This is a genomic window from Hyphomicrobium sp. (assembly GCF_041659645.1).
Lineage (GTDB): Bacteria > Pseudomonadota > Alphaproteobacteria > Rhizobiales > Hyphomicrobiaceae > Hyphomicrobium_B.
This window is the reverse complement of the sequence record NZ_JBAZXX010000002.1, coordinates 142,268-159,045: the sequence shown is the minus strand read 5'-3', so window position 1 is coordinate 159,045 and position 16,778 is coordinate 142,268. Positions and strand designations below refer to the sequence as shown.

Annotated in this window: 6 protein-coding genes; 4 read left to right on the top strand and 2 right to left on the bottom strand. The window is 59.8% G+C overall.

Going from position 1 to position 16,778, the window contains the following annotated elements; translation table 11 throughout:
- Positions 1-296: 296 nt before the first annotated feature.
- On the bottom strand, positions 297-1,667 hold the full coding sequence (locus tag WC811_RS05875) for an undecaprenyl-phosphate glucose phosphotransferase (protein WP_372643671.1): 1,371 nt from the start codon (positions 1,665-1,667) through the stop codon (positions 297-299).
- Between the two features lie 640 nt (positions 1,668-2,307).
- Between WC811_RS05875 and WC811_RS05870 the strand changes: the two genes are divergently transcribed.
- The 3 genes from WC811_RS05870 (at position 2,308) to WC811_RS05860 (ending at position 4,381) form a co-directional block, all read left to right on the top strand.
- Positions 2,308-2,577: a hypothetical protein gene (locus WC811_RS05870; protein ID WP_372641989.1), complete on the top strand. Its 270-nt coding sequence runs from the start codon at positions 2,308-2,310 to the stop codon at positions 2,575-2,577.
- Positions 2,574-3,242 (top strand): 4'-phosphopantetheinyl transferase, encoded by a 669-nt coding sequence (locus WC811_RS05865; protein WP_372641987.1) that lies wholly within the window; start codon positions 2,574-2,576, stop codon positions 3,240-3,242. The genes WC811_RS05870 and WC811_RS05865 overlap by 4 nt, the downstream gene beginning before the upstream one ends.
- A 74-nt stretch (positions 3,243-3,316) precedes the next feature.
- Entirely contained in the window at positions 3,317-4,381 is a 1,065-nt protein-coding gene (locus WC811_RS05860) for a hypothetical protein (RefSeq protein ID WP_372641985.1), read from the top strand.
- A 31-nt stretch (positions 4,382-4,412) separates the two neighbouring features.
- Here WC811_RS05860 and WC811_RS05855 read toward each other — a convergent pair whose 3' ends face one another.
- Positions 4,413-10,823 (bottom strand): SDR family NAD(P)-dependent oxidoreductase, encoded by a 6,411-nt coding sequence (locus WC811_RS05855; protein ID WP_372641983.1) that lies wholly within the window; start codon positions 10,821-10,823, stop codon positions 4,413-4,415.
- A 325-nt stretch (positions 10,824-11,148) separates the two neighbouring features.
- Between WC811_RS05855 and WC811_RS05850 the strand changes: the two genes are divergently transcribed.
- A complete protein-coding gene (locus WC811_RS05850) occupies positions 11,149-16,743 on the top strand; it encodes a MupA/Atu3671 family FMN-dependent luciferase-like monooxygenase (protein ID WP_372641981.1) in 5,595 nt (1,864 codons plus the stop codon).
- The last annotated feature ends 35 nt before the right edge of the window (positions 16,744-16,778 follow it).

The following is a 16,778-nucleotide window of genomic DNA, read 5'->3' as shown; positions in this document are numbered from 1 at the left end:
GACGCGCCCAACTGAAATCGTTCTTAACTCCGGGTTTGCGCAGTTTGCGAGAGCAAGAAGCATTCAAAGACAGCATCTCGACGTCGTAAGTACGACATCTGTCCTCGTCTTCGGTGTGCAACGTAATTTGCGAATTGCTTCGATGGAATTTCGGGCTTCAGACGCCCTGTGGCGGCGATCCGATAGCCCGAGGGTCAGTCGCCCCGGTCCGGTTTAACGGTGATATCTCGCGTTCGGAAGCCTACCGACCGCCAAGCGGGCGGAGCAGAAAATCGGTCGGATCAGTGCTCCGCAATCTAAAAGGCCCCGCGAAAAAGGACGAAAAAAGTCCGGACCATGATCTCGACGTCAAGCCATATCGACCAATTGTCGATGTAATATAAATCATGTTCCACGCGCTTGCGGATATCGAGAGTCGTCTTGGTCTCCCCGCGAAAGCCGTGAACCTGCGCCCATCCCGTGAGACCGGGACGAACACGGCGGCGAAGCGAAAAGCGATCGAGCTGCTGTTCGAACAGCTGGTCGTGAACCAGCGCATGCGGTCGAGGGCCGACAATCGACATATCTCCGGCTAAAACGTTTAGCAGTTGAGGGAGTTCGTCGAGACTCGTACGGCGCAGAAACCATCCAACTCTTGTCACTCTGGCATCGTTACGTTGAGCCTGTTTGACGTGTTGCCCGTCTTCAGTAACAAACATGGTACGGAATTTGAAAATTCGAAAAATGCGATTGTTGTGTCCGTACCGTCGCTGGCGGAAAAACACCGGTCCGGGGCTATCGATCTTAACGGCGAGGATAATAAGGCCGAGAAGCGGCGAAAGAAGGAAAAGGCCAACTGCGGCTAGGATGTAATCGAGCGTCCCCTTTAGAACTCGATTGCTTTCCGACAGCGGCACCAAATTGACGATGTCGGCGCGAAGAGTCCCGAAGTGACGGGCGCCGCGAACGATCAGGGGTTCGCGATCCAGCTTTGTGCACAAGAGAAGCTCTGTAGAATACGACGCCAGACCGCTAACAGCGGCTTTAATGCTCGCAATATCTTCCGCCGGAAAGCCGATGATAACCGCGTCGTAGCTCTTGCGCTCCACCGCGCGCTTGAGTTCATCGAGTCCGCCATCAAACAGAAGGTCCTCGCTGCGATCGCCTGTCGGCTCCGCATAAACCCCATCGACAGCGGCCAAGGAATCCGAGCTTTCGATGCGGGCGTTTAGGGCAGCGGCGAATTCGGGGCTTCCGAATATGGCAATACGCTGTCTAAGCCCGCCCTGCGCCACCATCCGGCGGATATAATGCATTCCGACGGCACGCGTCGTGCTCAGCAGAAAACTACTTATGCCAAACCACGTAAGGAACCATCCTCGCGAATACCAGTCAGCGAACTTGAGAACGTACAGAATCCCGAGAAGAAGGAGGAAGGACGTCAGCAACGCCCCGAAAATCCTTCCATAGGCGACGACAGGTTCGCCGAGAGCGTCAGTATCGTAGAGGCCCGCCCGCTTCAGGAAAAGGTAAAGCGTGACGGCCAGGACGGGCGCGAGAGCCAAATATGGCCACCACGGCTGCGATGGACCGATGAAAAGATCAATGTAAAGAAATTTGGCCGCGATCGCTGCCAAAATTACGGCAGAGGCCTCCACGACAGCGAATACGGAAACGCATGTCTCCACCTTCGACAAGTTGGATTTCCCGACGGTCGAAAGCTTAGAAAATTGCCGACTGTAAAGAGCACCAAAATCTACGCGGACACTGGTATTAACCATATACGCCACCGGCTAGATTAAAACATCATTCGAGAGCCGTTGGAGGGCTTGATGCGCCCCCTTTGATATTGACACCTGATCAATTTCTTCAAAATGCCGCTATTTTTTTTGGACGTTTTCTACAACGAGTTAAGAACTTGGCAAGTATTAGCGCTTGCGACGGTTAAAGCACTATGACAATTAGCCCCTTCGCGTCGATACAAATTTCATTAGGCGGGCGCCTCGTTTTGGATTACCGCACTCCGCGCCTTCGCAGGGGATCATTACGCATCCGCCGGTCCATGCTGACCAATGTTTCATCGCGAGCTGCAATCTGTACTTTTCAATAAATCGCTCGCCCTTCAAATTGAGGCAGCGAATTTGGCTCATTTAGAATTCCACATATGGTGTGTCGAGCGCTTTGACAGCCGTGTTCTCGGCACACACAGGTTTCTCGAAAGTCCCGCGAATGCGAATGGCATGGTCGAGACCTTCAACGACCGAGCGTAAAAAGTTATTCGAATTGCCTGTGTGAGTTAGATTCGCTTTCGCGAATAAGGAAATTATCGTGTCGTTGCAGATTGAAAATGCGACCGCAACGCTTGCCGGACCCGGAGCTCGGAATATCGCCGACGCGTTCAAGGGCGTTCGCGGGTTCGAACATCGGGCCACGAACGACGTCGTCGAAGATAACGGATGCTCGTTGATGGCGCCACAGATGTGCCTCCATCCCGAAGTCGGCACAGCATCCAATCTGATCATCGCCAACCCTCATCACCGTCCACCAATTCCCGGCTTCGCTGCGCGTGCTGCCACAACGCGAGAATTAACGTCGTGAGCCACTTCGCAGAGCTGCTCGATCCCAGAATTGCGATCGCTGAGGCGCCGCTGACGGGTGAGCCTCCAGACCTGCTGGCTGACGAAGCGCTCAGCGTTGCCGCTGCAGTTCCGCGCCGCCGTTTGGAATTTGCGATGGGCCGAGATTGCGCTCGGCGAGCCATGGTGGTCCTCGGTCACGCAAAGGCGCCTTTGCCTCGGGGACAGGATCGTATGCCGATCTGGCCGGACGATCTCGTCGGCAGCATCACGCATACGGACGCGTGGGCGGCAGCGGCCGTGGCGCGGCGTGACGAGGGCTTCGTCGCGATCGGGATCGACCTCGAACCGGCAGATGAACTGGCGCCAGATCTATGGGAAACGGTCTGTACGCCAGCAGAGCAGGCAACACTGGCTGCCGTTCTCGGAGTGACGCAAGGCGTCGCAGCTCATATCGTCTTCGGGATGAAGGAAGCCGCCTTCAAGTGCCAGTTTCCGATCAGTCGCACGATGCTGGAGTTCGCCGATCTCGCCATCGACGTCGACGTCGAAAGACGCACATTTACCGCCACGTATCAAAGGGCCGTACCTCAGTTCGAGGTCCATGATCGGCTCTTCGGACGTTTCGCCATATCGGCTGGCCATATCGCGGCGGCCGTCGTCGTGACGTCGAAGGCCCCGCGATGAAGCAGGCATGCACCGGCCGGCTGGGAGTCGTTCTCGCCGCCTTGATCACGGTCTCGGGCAATGGAGGCTTGGCCATGAGTGAAGAACAACGCGAAGCCGCGGGCACATCGGCCTGGGCGCCCAGGGATCGCGTTCGCGCCTTCTATTCCGGCCACAGCCTCAGCGAAGGTGTCCCGGAGGTCGTCGAGCAGATCGCCCGATCCATCGGACAACGCCTGGATTTCGAGGTGCAGGTTCTCGGCTATTCCCTTTTGCGCCAACGGACGAAAGGGGAGGTGCCGTCGGCTTCCGATTGGCCGGGCTATCGTGCCGGTCATAATCGAAGCGGCGCCGGCTTGGACGTCGCCGAGGAACTGCGGTTGCCCCGGCGCCTGGCGCCCGGCGACAAGTACGACGTGCTGGTCGTCACCGAGCGTCACGACTTACCGGGCATCGCCCGCAAAGAGCGCACGGCATTCTATCTGGCCGAGATGGCAAAGCAGCTGATAGCCGGCAATTCCGACGGCGAAGTTTTGCTCTATCACACTTGGCTCAACGTGGATCCCGACGCACCTTGGCCCTGGATCAACTACGAGCGCACGGCTTTGTCGATGTGGGAATGCATCGCCAGCAGCGCGAACCTCGACCTGCCCGCGCGCGGCGATGTTCCGCGCGTACGCGTGCTTCCGGGGGCAAGCGCGCTGGCGGAACTGGCTGCGGCCCTTTGGGACAGCAGAGTTCCTGGCGTCACGGCGACTTCTCCAGGCGCGCGCGTGCGCCTCCTCTTCGCCGACACCGTGCACATGAGCGACATCGGACGCTACTATATGGCGCTGATCCACTACGCCGTTCTCTTTGGCCGAAGCCCCGAGGGTGCAGCAGTTCCCGCGCCGATTTCCCCCGAAACAGGCCGGTACATGCAGACAGTCGCATGGCAGTATGCTGTCTCGTACGGCGATCGCACCAACGCCGCCGCGCGGCGCGACATGGCCGACTGTCGGACGCTGATGCAGGAGAAAATCTGCCCGGCATATGCGGCCTTTCGAAATGACTCGAGTATGCCGGTGCTGGGCGCAATCAAGCGCCACTTCGATACCAATTCCTGCCGGCGCGACTACGGCAGCGCGGAAGATCCTGAGAACCCGTTCGCTTCACCTTAGGATGATCGAGGCTGCGGCACTCGCGTGCGATCTAGCTCGCGATCGCTGTGGCCGGGCGGGGCAGTTCATCGGGCAGGCTGCACGCCTTTTCGAGAGCCTTGTTGAGGTGTCCCATCAGCTCTAGCGAATTGGGGCCGAGCAGGAGGGTGTTGTGATCGCCGGAAATTACCACGGTTTTAATGCCGCCCATGATCACCTTGTCCCAACCATAGGAGAGCCCCCCGCCGCTGAAGATATAATTCGCGCTTGCCGCCCGGAAAAGTATCGCTCGCCCAGACCACGGCTGCGGTGAGTATTGAAAAGCAGCGCGGCCGAAATTATCCGTTAGCTGACGGTCGCGCAGTTCGAAAGGAACGATTTTAGCTTGCCGCAGGCATTTTTCGATCTGCCGACGCTCGTACACCTCGCGAAGCCAATCGCGCCTAACTTTAGCAACGTGGCGGAGGTAACTGAGGCCTTCGTGGCGCAGGCGTGAAACCCGGCGGCGAAAATCTACGGATTGGATCGGCATTTGCGGGTGATAGGTATCGAAGAAGACGACGAGAGGTACGTCCTCGCCGAGTTCGGTCAACTGCCGCGCCATTTCAAACGCGACCACGCCCCCGCCCGAATATCCCGCCAGAAGATAGGGTCCACGGGGTTGCTGTATGCGGATCTCCTCAAGATAGACCTTGGCCATCTCCTCGATGGAGCCGTGCGGCCGGCTCGCTCCGTCGATGCCGCGGGCCTGGAGACCGAAGAATGGCTGTTCCTCATGCAGTGCCCGAGAAATATCGCGGAAGTTGAGGACATTGCCACCGGCACCATGCACGCAGAATAACCCCGGGCGATTTCCACCCTTGGTGATGTTGACCAAATACTGAAAGCGCGTCGGAGTGGCCGCAGTTCTGGCGCTGCCCTCGGTGGCCGCTCCCAACCCATTGATGCTTGCCACCGGGCTCGCAACCAACGGCACGTCGTCTCCAGCAGGCTGCGAAAGTCCTTCCGCTTCGGTCGATCTAAAAGGACCGCGCAGCAGTTCGGCGGTTGCGGCAATCGTCGGAGCTTGAAACAAGACGGACAGAGGCAACTCAACCTCGAAATGCTTGCAAATTCGATGGAGAAGACGGACTGCAATGAGCGATTGACCTCCGAGCTCGAAAAAGTCGTCCGTAATCGACATCTGCAATACGCCGAGCACCTCCATCCACATTGCAGCGAGTTGCCGCTCGACCGCGTCACGGGGCGCAATGATGCCGGCGCGGCCCGCGTCCAGCGCGGCGAGGGGAGCGGCCGTATTCGCGGCCGGTGCGTCGTGAGCATCGGTATCCAACCGGGAAAGCCAGAGTTCCGGGTCCAGCGTGGAAGCTACGATCTGCGGGGAGACGTCGTTGGCCAGGATGCGGTCGAGCGCTTCCAGCCCCTCCGAGGACGTCATGCCCTCGCGTAAATAGCTTTCCGCCGCGATCCCGGCGGCCCGCGACCTCGCCGGGGCGAGGGCGGCTGAGGGCGCGGCCTTGATCGCAGCGAACCTCTTCGATTGGCGCAAGATGTAGCGCTCGACGGAGATGAGCACGTTGCCATCCTCGTCCAGCAAGGTGGCATCAAAAATCGCGCTCTTGCCTTCAGCCGAGCGCAATCTCACGTGGCTGTAGAGTTTGGGCGTGAGGGGCCGTCGCATCAATACTCGGCCATAGGAAAACGGGACGTAGAAGTCCTCAAGGGCGTTGAAGCCAGGAAGCAGCATCTGCGCCGCGCCGGTCGCCATGTCCATCATGCCCGGATGCAGCGCGCACTCTGAAAGATCGGAACGGAAGGCATCCGGCAATGCGATGTCGATGAGCGCCTCGTCCTGCCCCAATCGGATCGACTGGATATTGGCCCAGCGTGGACCAAAGTCCATGAAATGCTGAACAAGTTGGCCATCCGAAACCTCGACGAGGCGGGAACAGCGTTGGCGGATGGCCGACACCGATTGCTGGGGTAATGCCGGTTCATCGACATACGCGACCTGCGCTGTCGCAAAAGGCTGCGCCTCGGAACCGTCAAACGCCGTGAAGGAATGATCGTCGTTGCGGCTCAGCGTGATGTTCAGCGTGCGCGTGTCGTTGGCGCCGACAGCGAAGGGCTGCAGGAAAGTGAGATCGCGGATTTCGATCGGTCGGTCTTCCGGTCGATGGGCCAAAGCCGCACGCGCAAGCTCCAGGTAGCCTGTGCCGGGTATCACCGCTTGCCCGCCTTTGACGACATGATCTCCAAGGAGCCAGTGCGTTTTCGGGCTCAGCACGGAGCGGAATCGTGTCTGTTCCGCGTCGTCGCTCACGCAATCGCCGAGTGGCGGACCGGCGCGGGCGATGGCCCCATTCTGCTGCGGCTCGCGAAGCAGCGTCGCAAGCATGCCGACGTCTTTCCACGCGTTCCAGTCGATGCTGATGGTGCGCGTGCGACAACCGCGTGCCGAGCGCGCTTTTGCGAGCGCATCGAGGAAGGCATTGGCGGCAGTATAGTCGACCTGTCCGGGGAGCCCGAGGATCGAACTGACGGACGAGAACAGCACCAGGATGTCTAGATCGCTGTTGGCAAACAGCGATTGTAACACCAGGGCACCCTTTGCCTTCACATCCAGAACCGCCGAGCGGGCCGTCGGCGGCCGCAGGGCGATCAACTGATCCTGCAGCAGGCCAGCACAATGGAAGACGCCGTTTATCTGGCCGAAGCACTGTCGCGCCTCGGAGACCACTCCGGCCATGGCCTTCCGATCCGTGACGTCGGCCGTGGCCAGCGTCACCTCGGCTCCCAAGGCGCGTAGCCCTTGGACGCCCCTGATTTTGCGCGAGGTATCGTCATCCTCGCTGTGCTCTTTCAGCCAGGAATCCCAGGCCGTTTCTTCAGGAAGCGCCGAGCGGCTTACGGAGATGAGGCGGGCTTTTCCATGCCGCGCCAGATGCCCCATGACTTCCAAACCAATGCCACCAAGCCCACCCGTGATCAAATAAACGCCGCGCTCTGGTAGCCAAGTACGCGGGCCTGATGCGGGTTCGAGCGGCAGCGGCTCGAAGCGTTGGACCCACCGTCCGTTCTTGCGCAGGACGACGAGAGGGCTGCGTTTGTTTCCGTGGACCTCGGCAAGCAGGCGATCCGCGAGTTGGGCCTCGGCGTCTGAGCCGGCCGGAGGAACCATCACATCGACAACAGAGCATGCGGCCTCGGGCATTTCGTGTGGCAAGACCCGGCAGACTCCAACCAAAGTTGCCTTTTCTGGATGCACCTCGCACTCGCCATCGAGTGCTTCTATCGCCGTACCGATCGCGGTCAGCCGGAAGCTTTCCGCCCCAAATGCAAACACTTGTGATAAATAAAACAGACTGTCGTAGTAGCGGCCGACGTCTCTATCCCAGGCGGCAAGATCGGCGTCGGGGGCGGACCTCAGGAGCCGCCACGGGCGCTGCGCCAAAGCCCAGAGGTGCACGAAATGCGCAGGGGTAGAGTCCTCCCCGCGTAACGCCGCTTTCAGGCTCGCATAATCTTCGGCATTCGACGGATCAATGCCGAACGCCAGTCCGCCGCGAGCGCTGAAGCGTTCCGCCGGCTCGACGGTCGCGACTTTCGCGCCTGACCTGCGGAGGCGTGTGACGAGCGCCTGGGCCAACGATGAGCCATCTGTAAATATCAGCCACGGTTTCTGCAGCTCTTCGGTCGAAAGCGAGGTCGCAGGTGCCGCGCGACGGAATGACGGCGCAGAGAACCATTGTGTCAGATCGCTCCTTCGCTTGAGCGTGGGCGAAGCGGCGGCAGGCTGGCCTTTTTCAATCCAATGCCGCTGACGTTCGAAGGGATACGTGGGAAGCGGTACCCGGTTTTGCGGACCGGACTTGAGCCGGCCGAGATCGATATCGCCACCTGCGACCCAGACCTTACCCACGGCTCCCACCAGAAACGCGACGTCGGAAACGTTCTCCTGCGGATGGCGCAACGTATTGGCGACTGCGGCGGCCTTCACCGGCTGCTGTCGGCAGAGGCTGGAAAGAGTGCGTCCCGGCCCCACCTCGATCAGCGCGCGGCTCCCGGTTTGCAGTAACGTTGCCGCGCCTTCGTCGAAGCGTACGGTATTGCGCAAGTGGCGAACCCAGTAAGTGGGGTCCATCGCCTCGGCGTCGGTGATCCAGGTGCCCGTCAAGTTGGAAACAAACGGGATGCGTGGTTTCTGGAAGGCAATCTGCCGGCAGTAGCGTTCGAACTCCGGCAGGATTGGGCCAAGCATCGCGGAATGCGCCGCCACATCGATGTGAATGCGAGAGTATTCGACCTGCGCTGCGGATAGCGTCTTCTCGATGTCCGCAATCGCCCGAACCGGGCCCGACGCGACGCAAAGCGCCGGACCGTTGATCGCGGCGATCGAGAGTTCAGGGCCGAGGATCTCACGTACGTCTTCCTCGGGAAGTGCAATAGACAGCATCGCGCCGCGAGGCAGCTTTTCGAAAAGTCTGCCGCGCATCGCCACGAGCGAAATCGCATCTCGCATCGAAAGAACGCCGGCGACGCATGCCGCCGCGTACTCGCCGGCGCTGTGGCCGATCAGAGCGGCAGGCGTCACGCCCAACGATCCCAGCAGCTTGGCTAATGCGTATTCGGTTGCGAAGAGGGCGGGCAGCGCAAGCGACGGTGCCTCGAGCCGCAGGTTGGAGATTTCAGCGGCGCTCGGCGGCACATACATCAGCGAGCGCAGATCGACACCAAGTTCTGGTTGGACGATGGCGAGGCATGCGTCGATGGCCTCGCGATATACGGGAAACTTTTCGTAGAGTTCTGCTCCCATCCCGGCGTATTGCGCGCCGCCGCCGGGGAAGAGGAACACCGTGGAGTGAGGCTCGCGCGCGGCCTTGCCCGTGAACACCCGGCGCGGGTCGTTCTCATCGAGCAACGTCGCAGCTGAAGCCGTGCTGTTGGCCACGATCGCGCGACGATGCTCGAAGGTCTCGCGTCCATTCGTCAGCGTGAAAGCGATATCGCCCAACCGCTGATGAGGATGCGTGCGTAGATGATAGGCGAGGTTTTTCGATGCCGCGTCCAGCGCCTTGTTGCTACGCGCCGAGAGCACCAGCAACTGCGGTTCGCTTTCACGACCATGGGTTGCCTGTCGCGGTGGCGCCTCTTCGAGCACAAGGTGAGCGTTTGTACCTCCAGCACCCAAGCCCGTGATGCCGGCGATCCTCCTCTTGCCGGGTCCCACGTCCCATGGCTGAAGACTGGCATTGACGAAGAACGGCGTATTCAACAGATCGGCCTGTGGGTTTGGCCTCTGGTAGTGAAGAGTTGCTGGAAGTTCCCGGTGCTCAAGCGAGCAGATCAGTTTGATAAGGCCGCAAATGCCGGCGGCCTCTCCAGCGTGCCCGATATTGGACTTGAGCGAGCCGATGGCGCACGACTGCTTCGGCACGTCGGGACCAAAGGCCTCGACAAGCGCAGCAATCTCGATCGGATCGCCCATCAGCGTGCCTGTGCCGTGCGCTTCAATATAAGATATTTCGGCGGGATCGACGCCGGCCAGATTGAGCGCTTCGGAGATCACCCGCACCTGACCGCTGACACTTGGAGCAAGGTAGCCGACCTTGTCGGAGCCATCGTTGTTGACGGCGGAAGCGCGTATCACCGCCCGAATGCAATCCCCGTCTTGGATGGCGTCCGAAAGTCGCTTCAGAAGAACGCAACCCGCAGCCGAAGCCATGACGGTGCCAGTGGCATCGGCGTCAAAGGGGCGGCAATGGCCGTCTGGAGAGAGGATCTCCCCCGGCCTGTAGAGATAGCCGGTTTGCTCCGGATAGATTGTTGAAGCGCCAGCCAGCGCCACATCGCATTCGCCGTTGAGCAGGCTCTGACATGCGATATGCACCGCAACGAGCGACGATGAGCAAGCCGTCTGCACGTTCATGCTCGGGCCATCGAGATTTAACTCGTAGGAAACGCGCGTGGAGAGAAAATTCGGGTCGTTACCGGTATGGCGCAGAAGCCACGCTCCGATCGTTTCCAGCACCTCGTGGTTGGTGACGAGATTATAAGTAAAATATTCGCTGGCGCCGGAGGCGGCAAAAACCCCGACCGGGCCATCAATCTTTGCGCCTACGTATCCCGCGTCCTCGAAAGCTTCCCAAGAGCATTCCAAAAACAAACGGTGCTGAGGGTCAAAGACGGCGGCGTCGCGCGGAGATAGTCCGAAGAAGGCCGCATCGAACTGCTCTATTCCATCCAAATAGCCACACGCTTTCACGTATGCCGGATCCCGGACGAGTTCTAGCGGAGCACCAGCGGCAAGCAATTCTTCTTCGCTGAATACGCGAATGGATTCGCGACCCTCTCGGAGGTTTTTCCAGAATGTGCCAACACTTCCTGCACCAGGGAACCTGCCCGATATGCCTATGACCGCTATCGCGCTATCTTCGTGGTCAGTTCGATCCTCCTTGCCCATGCTTCCTCCGAGTGTTTACCCCAAGCTAATTCCCGGATAGCAAATCTTCAGTTGATCTATTGGCAGAAGCGGCGCGTTAAAAAACAACTAACCTTAACCCGCTTCGGCCATGAATGGACGGCGGCCGCTATAAGCAACGAACAGACTTAAAATTAGTGTAAAGGATGTATGCCGCCTATCTTCGCGCGGTTAGCTTCCGGGTTCAAGTCCTCGGCCAAAAGGTATAGGCCGTCCAAAAAGTAACCGTTCGCCGTCTTTTTGGGTTTTGGGTGCGGCGCGAAATGTCAATTCGTTATCGCGCGCAATGCCATCGGAAGCTGGAGCCATGATCCAAGATTTCTACCCTCTTTCGCCCCTCCAGCAGGGGATGCTGTTCCACTACCTTGAGGCTCGGACCCCGGGCGTCGATGTGGAGCAACTCGAGATCGAGATCAACGAGCCGATCGATGCCGATCTCCTCGCGCGCGCCTGGGCCATTGTCGCTGCGCAGCATCCGATCCTGCGCACCCGCTTCAGCTGGAAAGATTTACAAAATCCAATCCAGGAAGTTCTGACCGAAATCAAAGTCCCCTTCGAAGTGCGGGATCTGGTGGCATTGTCGCCTGAGAAGCAGGTTGCGGCTGTAAGCGCCTTCCTGGCGCAAGATCGATCGACGGCCGTGGCTTTAGACCTTGCGCCGCTCTGGCGTGTAGCCCTTTTGCACCTAGGTGCAGACCGACACCAGCTTATCTTCACATACTCCCACGCGATCCTGGACTCGAGCTTCGCGTTTGTAATCCAGGATGTGTTCGACGCATACGCCGCGCTGAGGCGTGGTGATGAACCTTCCCTCTCGTACCGGCCACCATATCGCGAGCATATCGCGTGGCTAGGTGAGCATCTCACGACGAATGCGGATGCCGCCGAAAGCTACTGGCGGACCGCTCTTGCTGGGTTTCTTACGCCGACGAACTTGGAGGCTCTGCGTTTTCCGGGAGTTGCGACGCACTCATCCGGGCCTCACGCCACGCTCGACGTGGAACTGTCTCAGGCGCACACCGCGGAGCTTCACGCACTCTGCGATAGGGCCGGGTTACGAACGTCCACGGTCATAGAGGCGGCCTGGGCGCTCGTGCTGTCTGCGTTTTCCGGTCGCGACGACGTGACTTTTGGCGTTACGCGGACTTGTCGCCGGTCGTCAATTCAGGACGCCGATCGTATCGTCGGGCTTTTCATCAACACGCTACCCGTGCGGGCGAAGCTTCCCAGTGACCTCAGTGCGCTCGAACTCTGCCAGCAATTACGGCGCAATCAGGTGGAGATGCGCGGCTTCGAACATTCCCCGCTCCACGACGTTCTTCGCCACAGTGACCTGCCGCGCTCACAGTCCCTCTTTGACACCATCATCGTCTTCAACGCGCAGACCAACGACGCACGCTTTAAGTCGTTCGGACCCCAGTGGCAGCACCGGCATTTCAAACTTCACGACCAGACGAACTTTCCGTTCAACGTGATGGCGTACGACGGCCCTCAGGTAACGTTCAAGCTGTCCTACGATACTGGGTGCTTCTCCCGATCCGCAGCCGAGAGGATCGCCGACTTGCTGCAGTCGCTGCTTGAAGCGATTGTTGACAATCCGGACGCGAAGATTAGCGATCTGCCACGACTTCCATCGCAAGATGCCCGCTTGGTGCTGCGGACATGGAACGCGACCGGCAAGCCGTTGACAGGTCCGGACTGCGTTCACGAAGTCTTTGAGGCTCAGGTCGATCGTAGCCCGGATGCGATGGCGCTTATCGATGGCGGCAGGTCGATCACCTACCGCGAGTTAGATCGGCGCGCCAATCAGTTGGCCCACGAGATCCTTGCCCAAGGTGCCAGTCCGGATCAGATGGTCGGAATTTGCATCGAGCGCTCGATCGAAATGGTGGTCGCTGCGCTCGGCATTTTAAAAGCTGGCGCGGCTTATGTGCCGATGGATCCGTCTTACCCCGCCGAGCGCCTCGCGATCATGCTCGAAGACACGCGTGCGCGGGTCGTGGTGACAACGTCCGACCTGAGTAGCAAATTGCCCCCGGGGCTAAATCTTATCTTCGCAGATGCGGTCACGCGGCATGGCAATACGGAGCGGCCGCGCTCCGCCGTGACCGGTAACAATCTCGCGTACGTGATCTTCACGTCCGGCTCCACCGGACGGCCCAAAGGCGTGATGCTGGAGCACCGCAACGTCACCAGCTTCTTCGCCGGCATGGACCAGACCTTGGGAACGGCGCCCGGTGTGTGGCTGGCAACAACGAGCATCTCGTTCGACATTTCGGTGCTTGAGTTATTTTGGACGTTGGCGCGTGGATTTACTGTGGTGATCCAGCAAGAAGCCGAGCGCGTAGCACGTGCGGGCCAACGAGCAAGCAAAGCGCCGATCGATTTCAGCTTGTTCTATTTTGCCGCCGATTCAGATGAGGCTGCCGACAAGACCGGCGGCAGATACCGTCTTTTGCTTGAAGGCGCAAAATTTGCCGACGAGCATGACTTTTCCGCGATCTGGACGCCGGAACGTCACTTCCATCCATTTGGCGGTTTGTACCCAAACCCCGCGGTGACGGGTGCAGCGGTAGCCGCTGTCACCCGACGCGTCGGCATCCGCGCCGGCAGCGTTGTGCTCCCCTTGCACAGTCCCCTGCGTATCGCCGAAGAGTGGTCGGTCGTCGACAATCTGTCCAACGGCCGCGTCGGTCTGAGCTTCGCCTCGGGCTGGCACGTTCGTGATTTCGCTCTGCAGCCTCAAAACTACAAGGCCCGCCGCGAGATTTTTGCCAGTGGCATCGAAACCGTCAAAGCACTTTGGCGCGGCGAGGCCGTCGAGATGGTCGATGGCGACGGTCAGGCGGTTCAGGTGAAGGTCTTCCCGCCACCGGTGCAGCGAGAACCGAAATTATGGGTAACCGCCAGCTCCAACCCCGATACGTTTGCTCTTGCGGGGCGACAGGGGGCCAACGTTCTCACAAACCTCCTGGTGATGAAGCCCGAACAACTCGTCGAGAACGTCGCCGTTTATCGTAAAGCCTGGGCGGATGCCGGCCACGCAGCAGCGGGGACGGTAACGTTGATGCTGCACACCTTCGTGGGGACAAACGAGGAAGAGGTTCGACGCAAGGTTCGCGGCCCGTTCCTCGAATACCTCAAGACGTCCACCGATCTCGTTGCGAAAATGCGGTGGGAGTTGACCGCATTCGCTAAGGGCGATGACCGCAGCGGTTCGGACCCTCGTATGAGCCTGTCGGATCTACAGCCGGACGAACTCGACGCCATCATGGAGCACGCCTTCGGCCGCTACTTTGAGTCCGCGGGCCTATTCGGAACTCCGGCGTCTTGCGTCGCGAAGGTGGAGAGACTGAAGGGGTATGGCGTCGACGAAATCGCCTGCCTGATCGATTTCGGCATCTCGACCAATGACGTGCTGGCTCACCTTCCGCACCTCGATGAACTACGCCGGTTGGCCAATCCTTCCACCGATGATCTGAGCCAAGACATTCCCTCGCAAATCGTCAGCCACGGTGTGACGCACCTTCAGGCCACTCCGTCCCTTGCGGCCATTCTGGCTTCGGACGACGTTTCGCTCGGTGCATTGAGCAATCTGCGCATGCTGCTACTGGGTGGCGAGGCGCTTCCGCGTGAGCTGATCGAGCGATTGCGTTCAAGATACCAGGGGCCGATCCATAACATGTACGGCCCGACAGAAACCTGCATTTGGTCGATGACAGCGGCTATCGCCGCCGCCGACGACCCGATCACCATCGGCGGGCCGATCGCAAACACACGCGTCTACGTGGTCGATCAGTCCCTGCGTCCACTGCCCATTGGAGTGCCCGGTGAAATCCTCATCGGTGGCGCAGGAGTTGCGCGCGGATATCTGGAACGTCCTCAGCTGACCGAAGAGCGGTTTGTACCCGATCCGTTCGGCGAGAGCGATGATCGTCTCTACCGCACGGGCGATCTCGGGCGCTGGCTTCACGATGGTACGGTTGAGTACCTCGGCCGACTCGATCATCAGATTAAGATTCGCGGTCACAGGATAGAGCCTGGAGAGATCGAGTCGGTGCTATGTAGGCATCCCTCGGTGAAGCAAAGCGCTGTCGTCGCGCGGTCGGACGAAGCCAGCGGCGAGCAGCGCCTCATCGCCTATGTTGTGCCTGTATCCAAGGGTTGCGGCGCATCTGGCGCTCCGAGTACGGCGCACTGGGAAACGGTCTGGGACGAGACGTATCAGGACTCCGGCGGCGCGGTCTCTGAAACGGTGGGCTGGAAGAGCAGTTTCACCGGCGAGCAAATCCCCGAAGAGCAGATGCAGGATTGGATCGAGCGAACGGTCGAGCGGGTCCGGAGTCTCAGCCCGCGGCGGGTCCTCGAGATCGGCTGCGGAACGGGCATGATCCTTTCGCGCGTCGCACCTAACTGCGATCTCTACCACGGAATCGATCTTTCCGCGACGGCCCTCGCCCGCGTGAGGGCCGAGGCCGATCGCCGTGGTTTGGGCAATATTGTTCTCGATCAGCTAGCAGCGGACAAACTCGCCTCGATCGACGACGGACCGTTCGACACCATCGTAATAAATTCCGTGGCGCAGTACTTTCCAAGTGTCGATTACTTTGTCGATGTCCTCAAGCAAGGCCTTGAGAAGCTGGCGCCAGGCGGGGCGATCTTCGTTGGCGATGTGCGCAGTCGCGCCCTTCTAGAGGTCATGTTGGCTGAAATTGAATTGCTCAAGGCCTCGCCCGAGACGTCGGCGGATGAACTTCGTATGCGTCTGCGCAAGCGGCGCGAAGAAGAGGCAGAGTTGGTGCTCGACCCCGAACTGTTTCTATCGCTACCGGGGTTCATCCCCACGGTCGAAAGCATCGAGGCGGAACTGAAATCCGGGTGCGCCCCGAGCGAGATGACACGCTTCCGATACGACGTCGTCATCCGTAAGCGAGGTGGAACGTCGCTGCCCCTCCCGGTAACGACGATCAAGCAGGCGCCGCAACCATGCACGCTTGAAGCAATCGGTGACATTGTTCGATCCGCGCAATCTCCCATCCGCGTAACCGGAATCCCGAATGCCCGAGTGGCATCGGCGGTCGCGGCGCTTGATGCGCTGAACGCTCTATCACCTTCGGAGAAGCTGGGATCTCTCACCGGTCATGCCACCAACAACGGCCGTCTGCGCCCTGAGGGTATCGACCCTGAAGATGTGAAAGCGCTCGATGAAAATAGCAATGCGGCCATCGAGTGGTCAGCCGCCGGGCGCGGCTACTTCGATGCCGTCTTCCGTCCTCGGATCCCGGCAGTAACACGAACGAATAATTCGCCGGTCGGTATGGCACCCGCCGCTAATGGCTCTGCGCCGGATTGGTCTCAGTATGCCAATAGCCCGGTACTCCGGGAAGCTGAGGGAGCGTCTCTTGTTCCGGTCTTGCGCCAGCATCTTCGTGGGACGTTGCCGGATTTCATGCTGCCGTCGGCCTTTGTCTTGCTCGACGCGTTGCCTTTAACTCTCAATGGCAAACTCGATCGGCAGGCTCTGCCGGCGCCCGATCGAGCCCGTCACGAGACTGCTACAATCTTTGTTCCGCCAACGACGGACGTGGAACGCAGACTGGCGAGCATCTTCCAGGACGTTCTGGGATTGGCCGAGGTGGGTCTCGACGATAACTTCTTTGACCTTGGCGCCAGTTCCTTGACGATGGTCAGCGTAGTGGAGAAGATTCGTGCGGCGATGGGCACGAAAGTGTCGCTTGTGCGCCTTTTTCAGTTTCCCACCTTGCGAAGCTTGGCCGCGGCGCTGGCAGACCACGATCGTGAGACGGTAACGGTCGCGCCAGAGCAGAATCGCGCCAATGTTCGCAGGGACATGATGCAGCGTCGGCGCGAAGCCCGCGTTTCGCGAACACCCGATAGTTGAGCCTTCAGCGGGAACACTCCAACAACGGCTTGCGA

Coding starts and splice junctions, on each gene's coding strand:
- WC811_RS05855 (WP_372641983.1), bottom strand. CDS start 10,823: ATGGGCAAGGAGGATCGAACTGACCACGAAGATAGCGCGATAGCGGTC.
- WC811_RS05860 (WP_372641985.1), top strand. CDS start 3,317: ATGAGTGAAGAACAACGCGAAGCCGCGGGCACATCGGCCTGGGCGCCC.
- WC811_RS05850 (WP_372641981.1), top strand. CDS start 11,149: ATGATCCAAGATTTCTACCCTCTTTCGCCCCTCCAGCAGGGGATGCTG.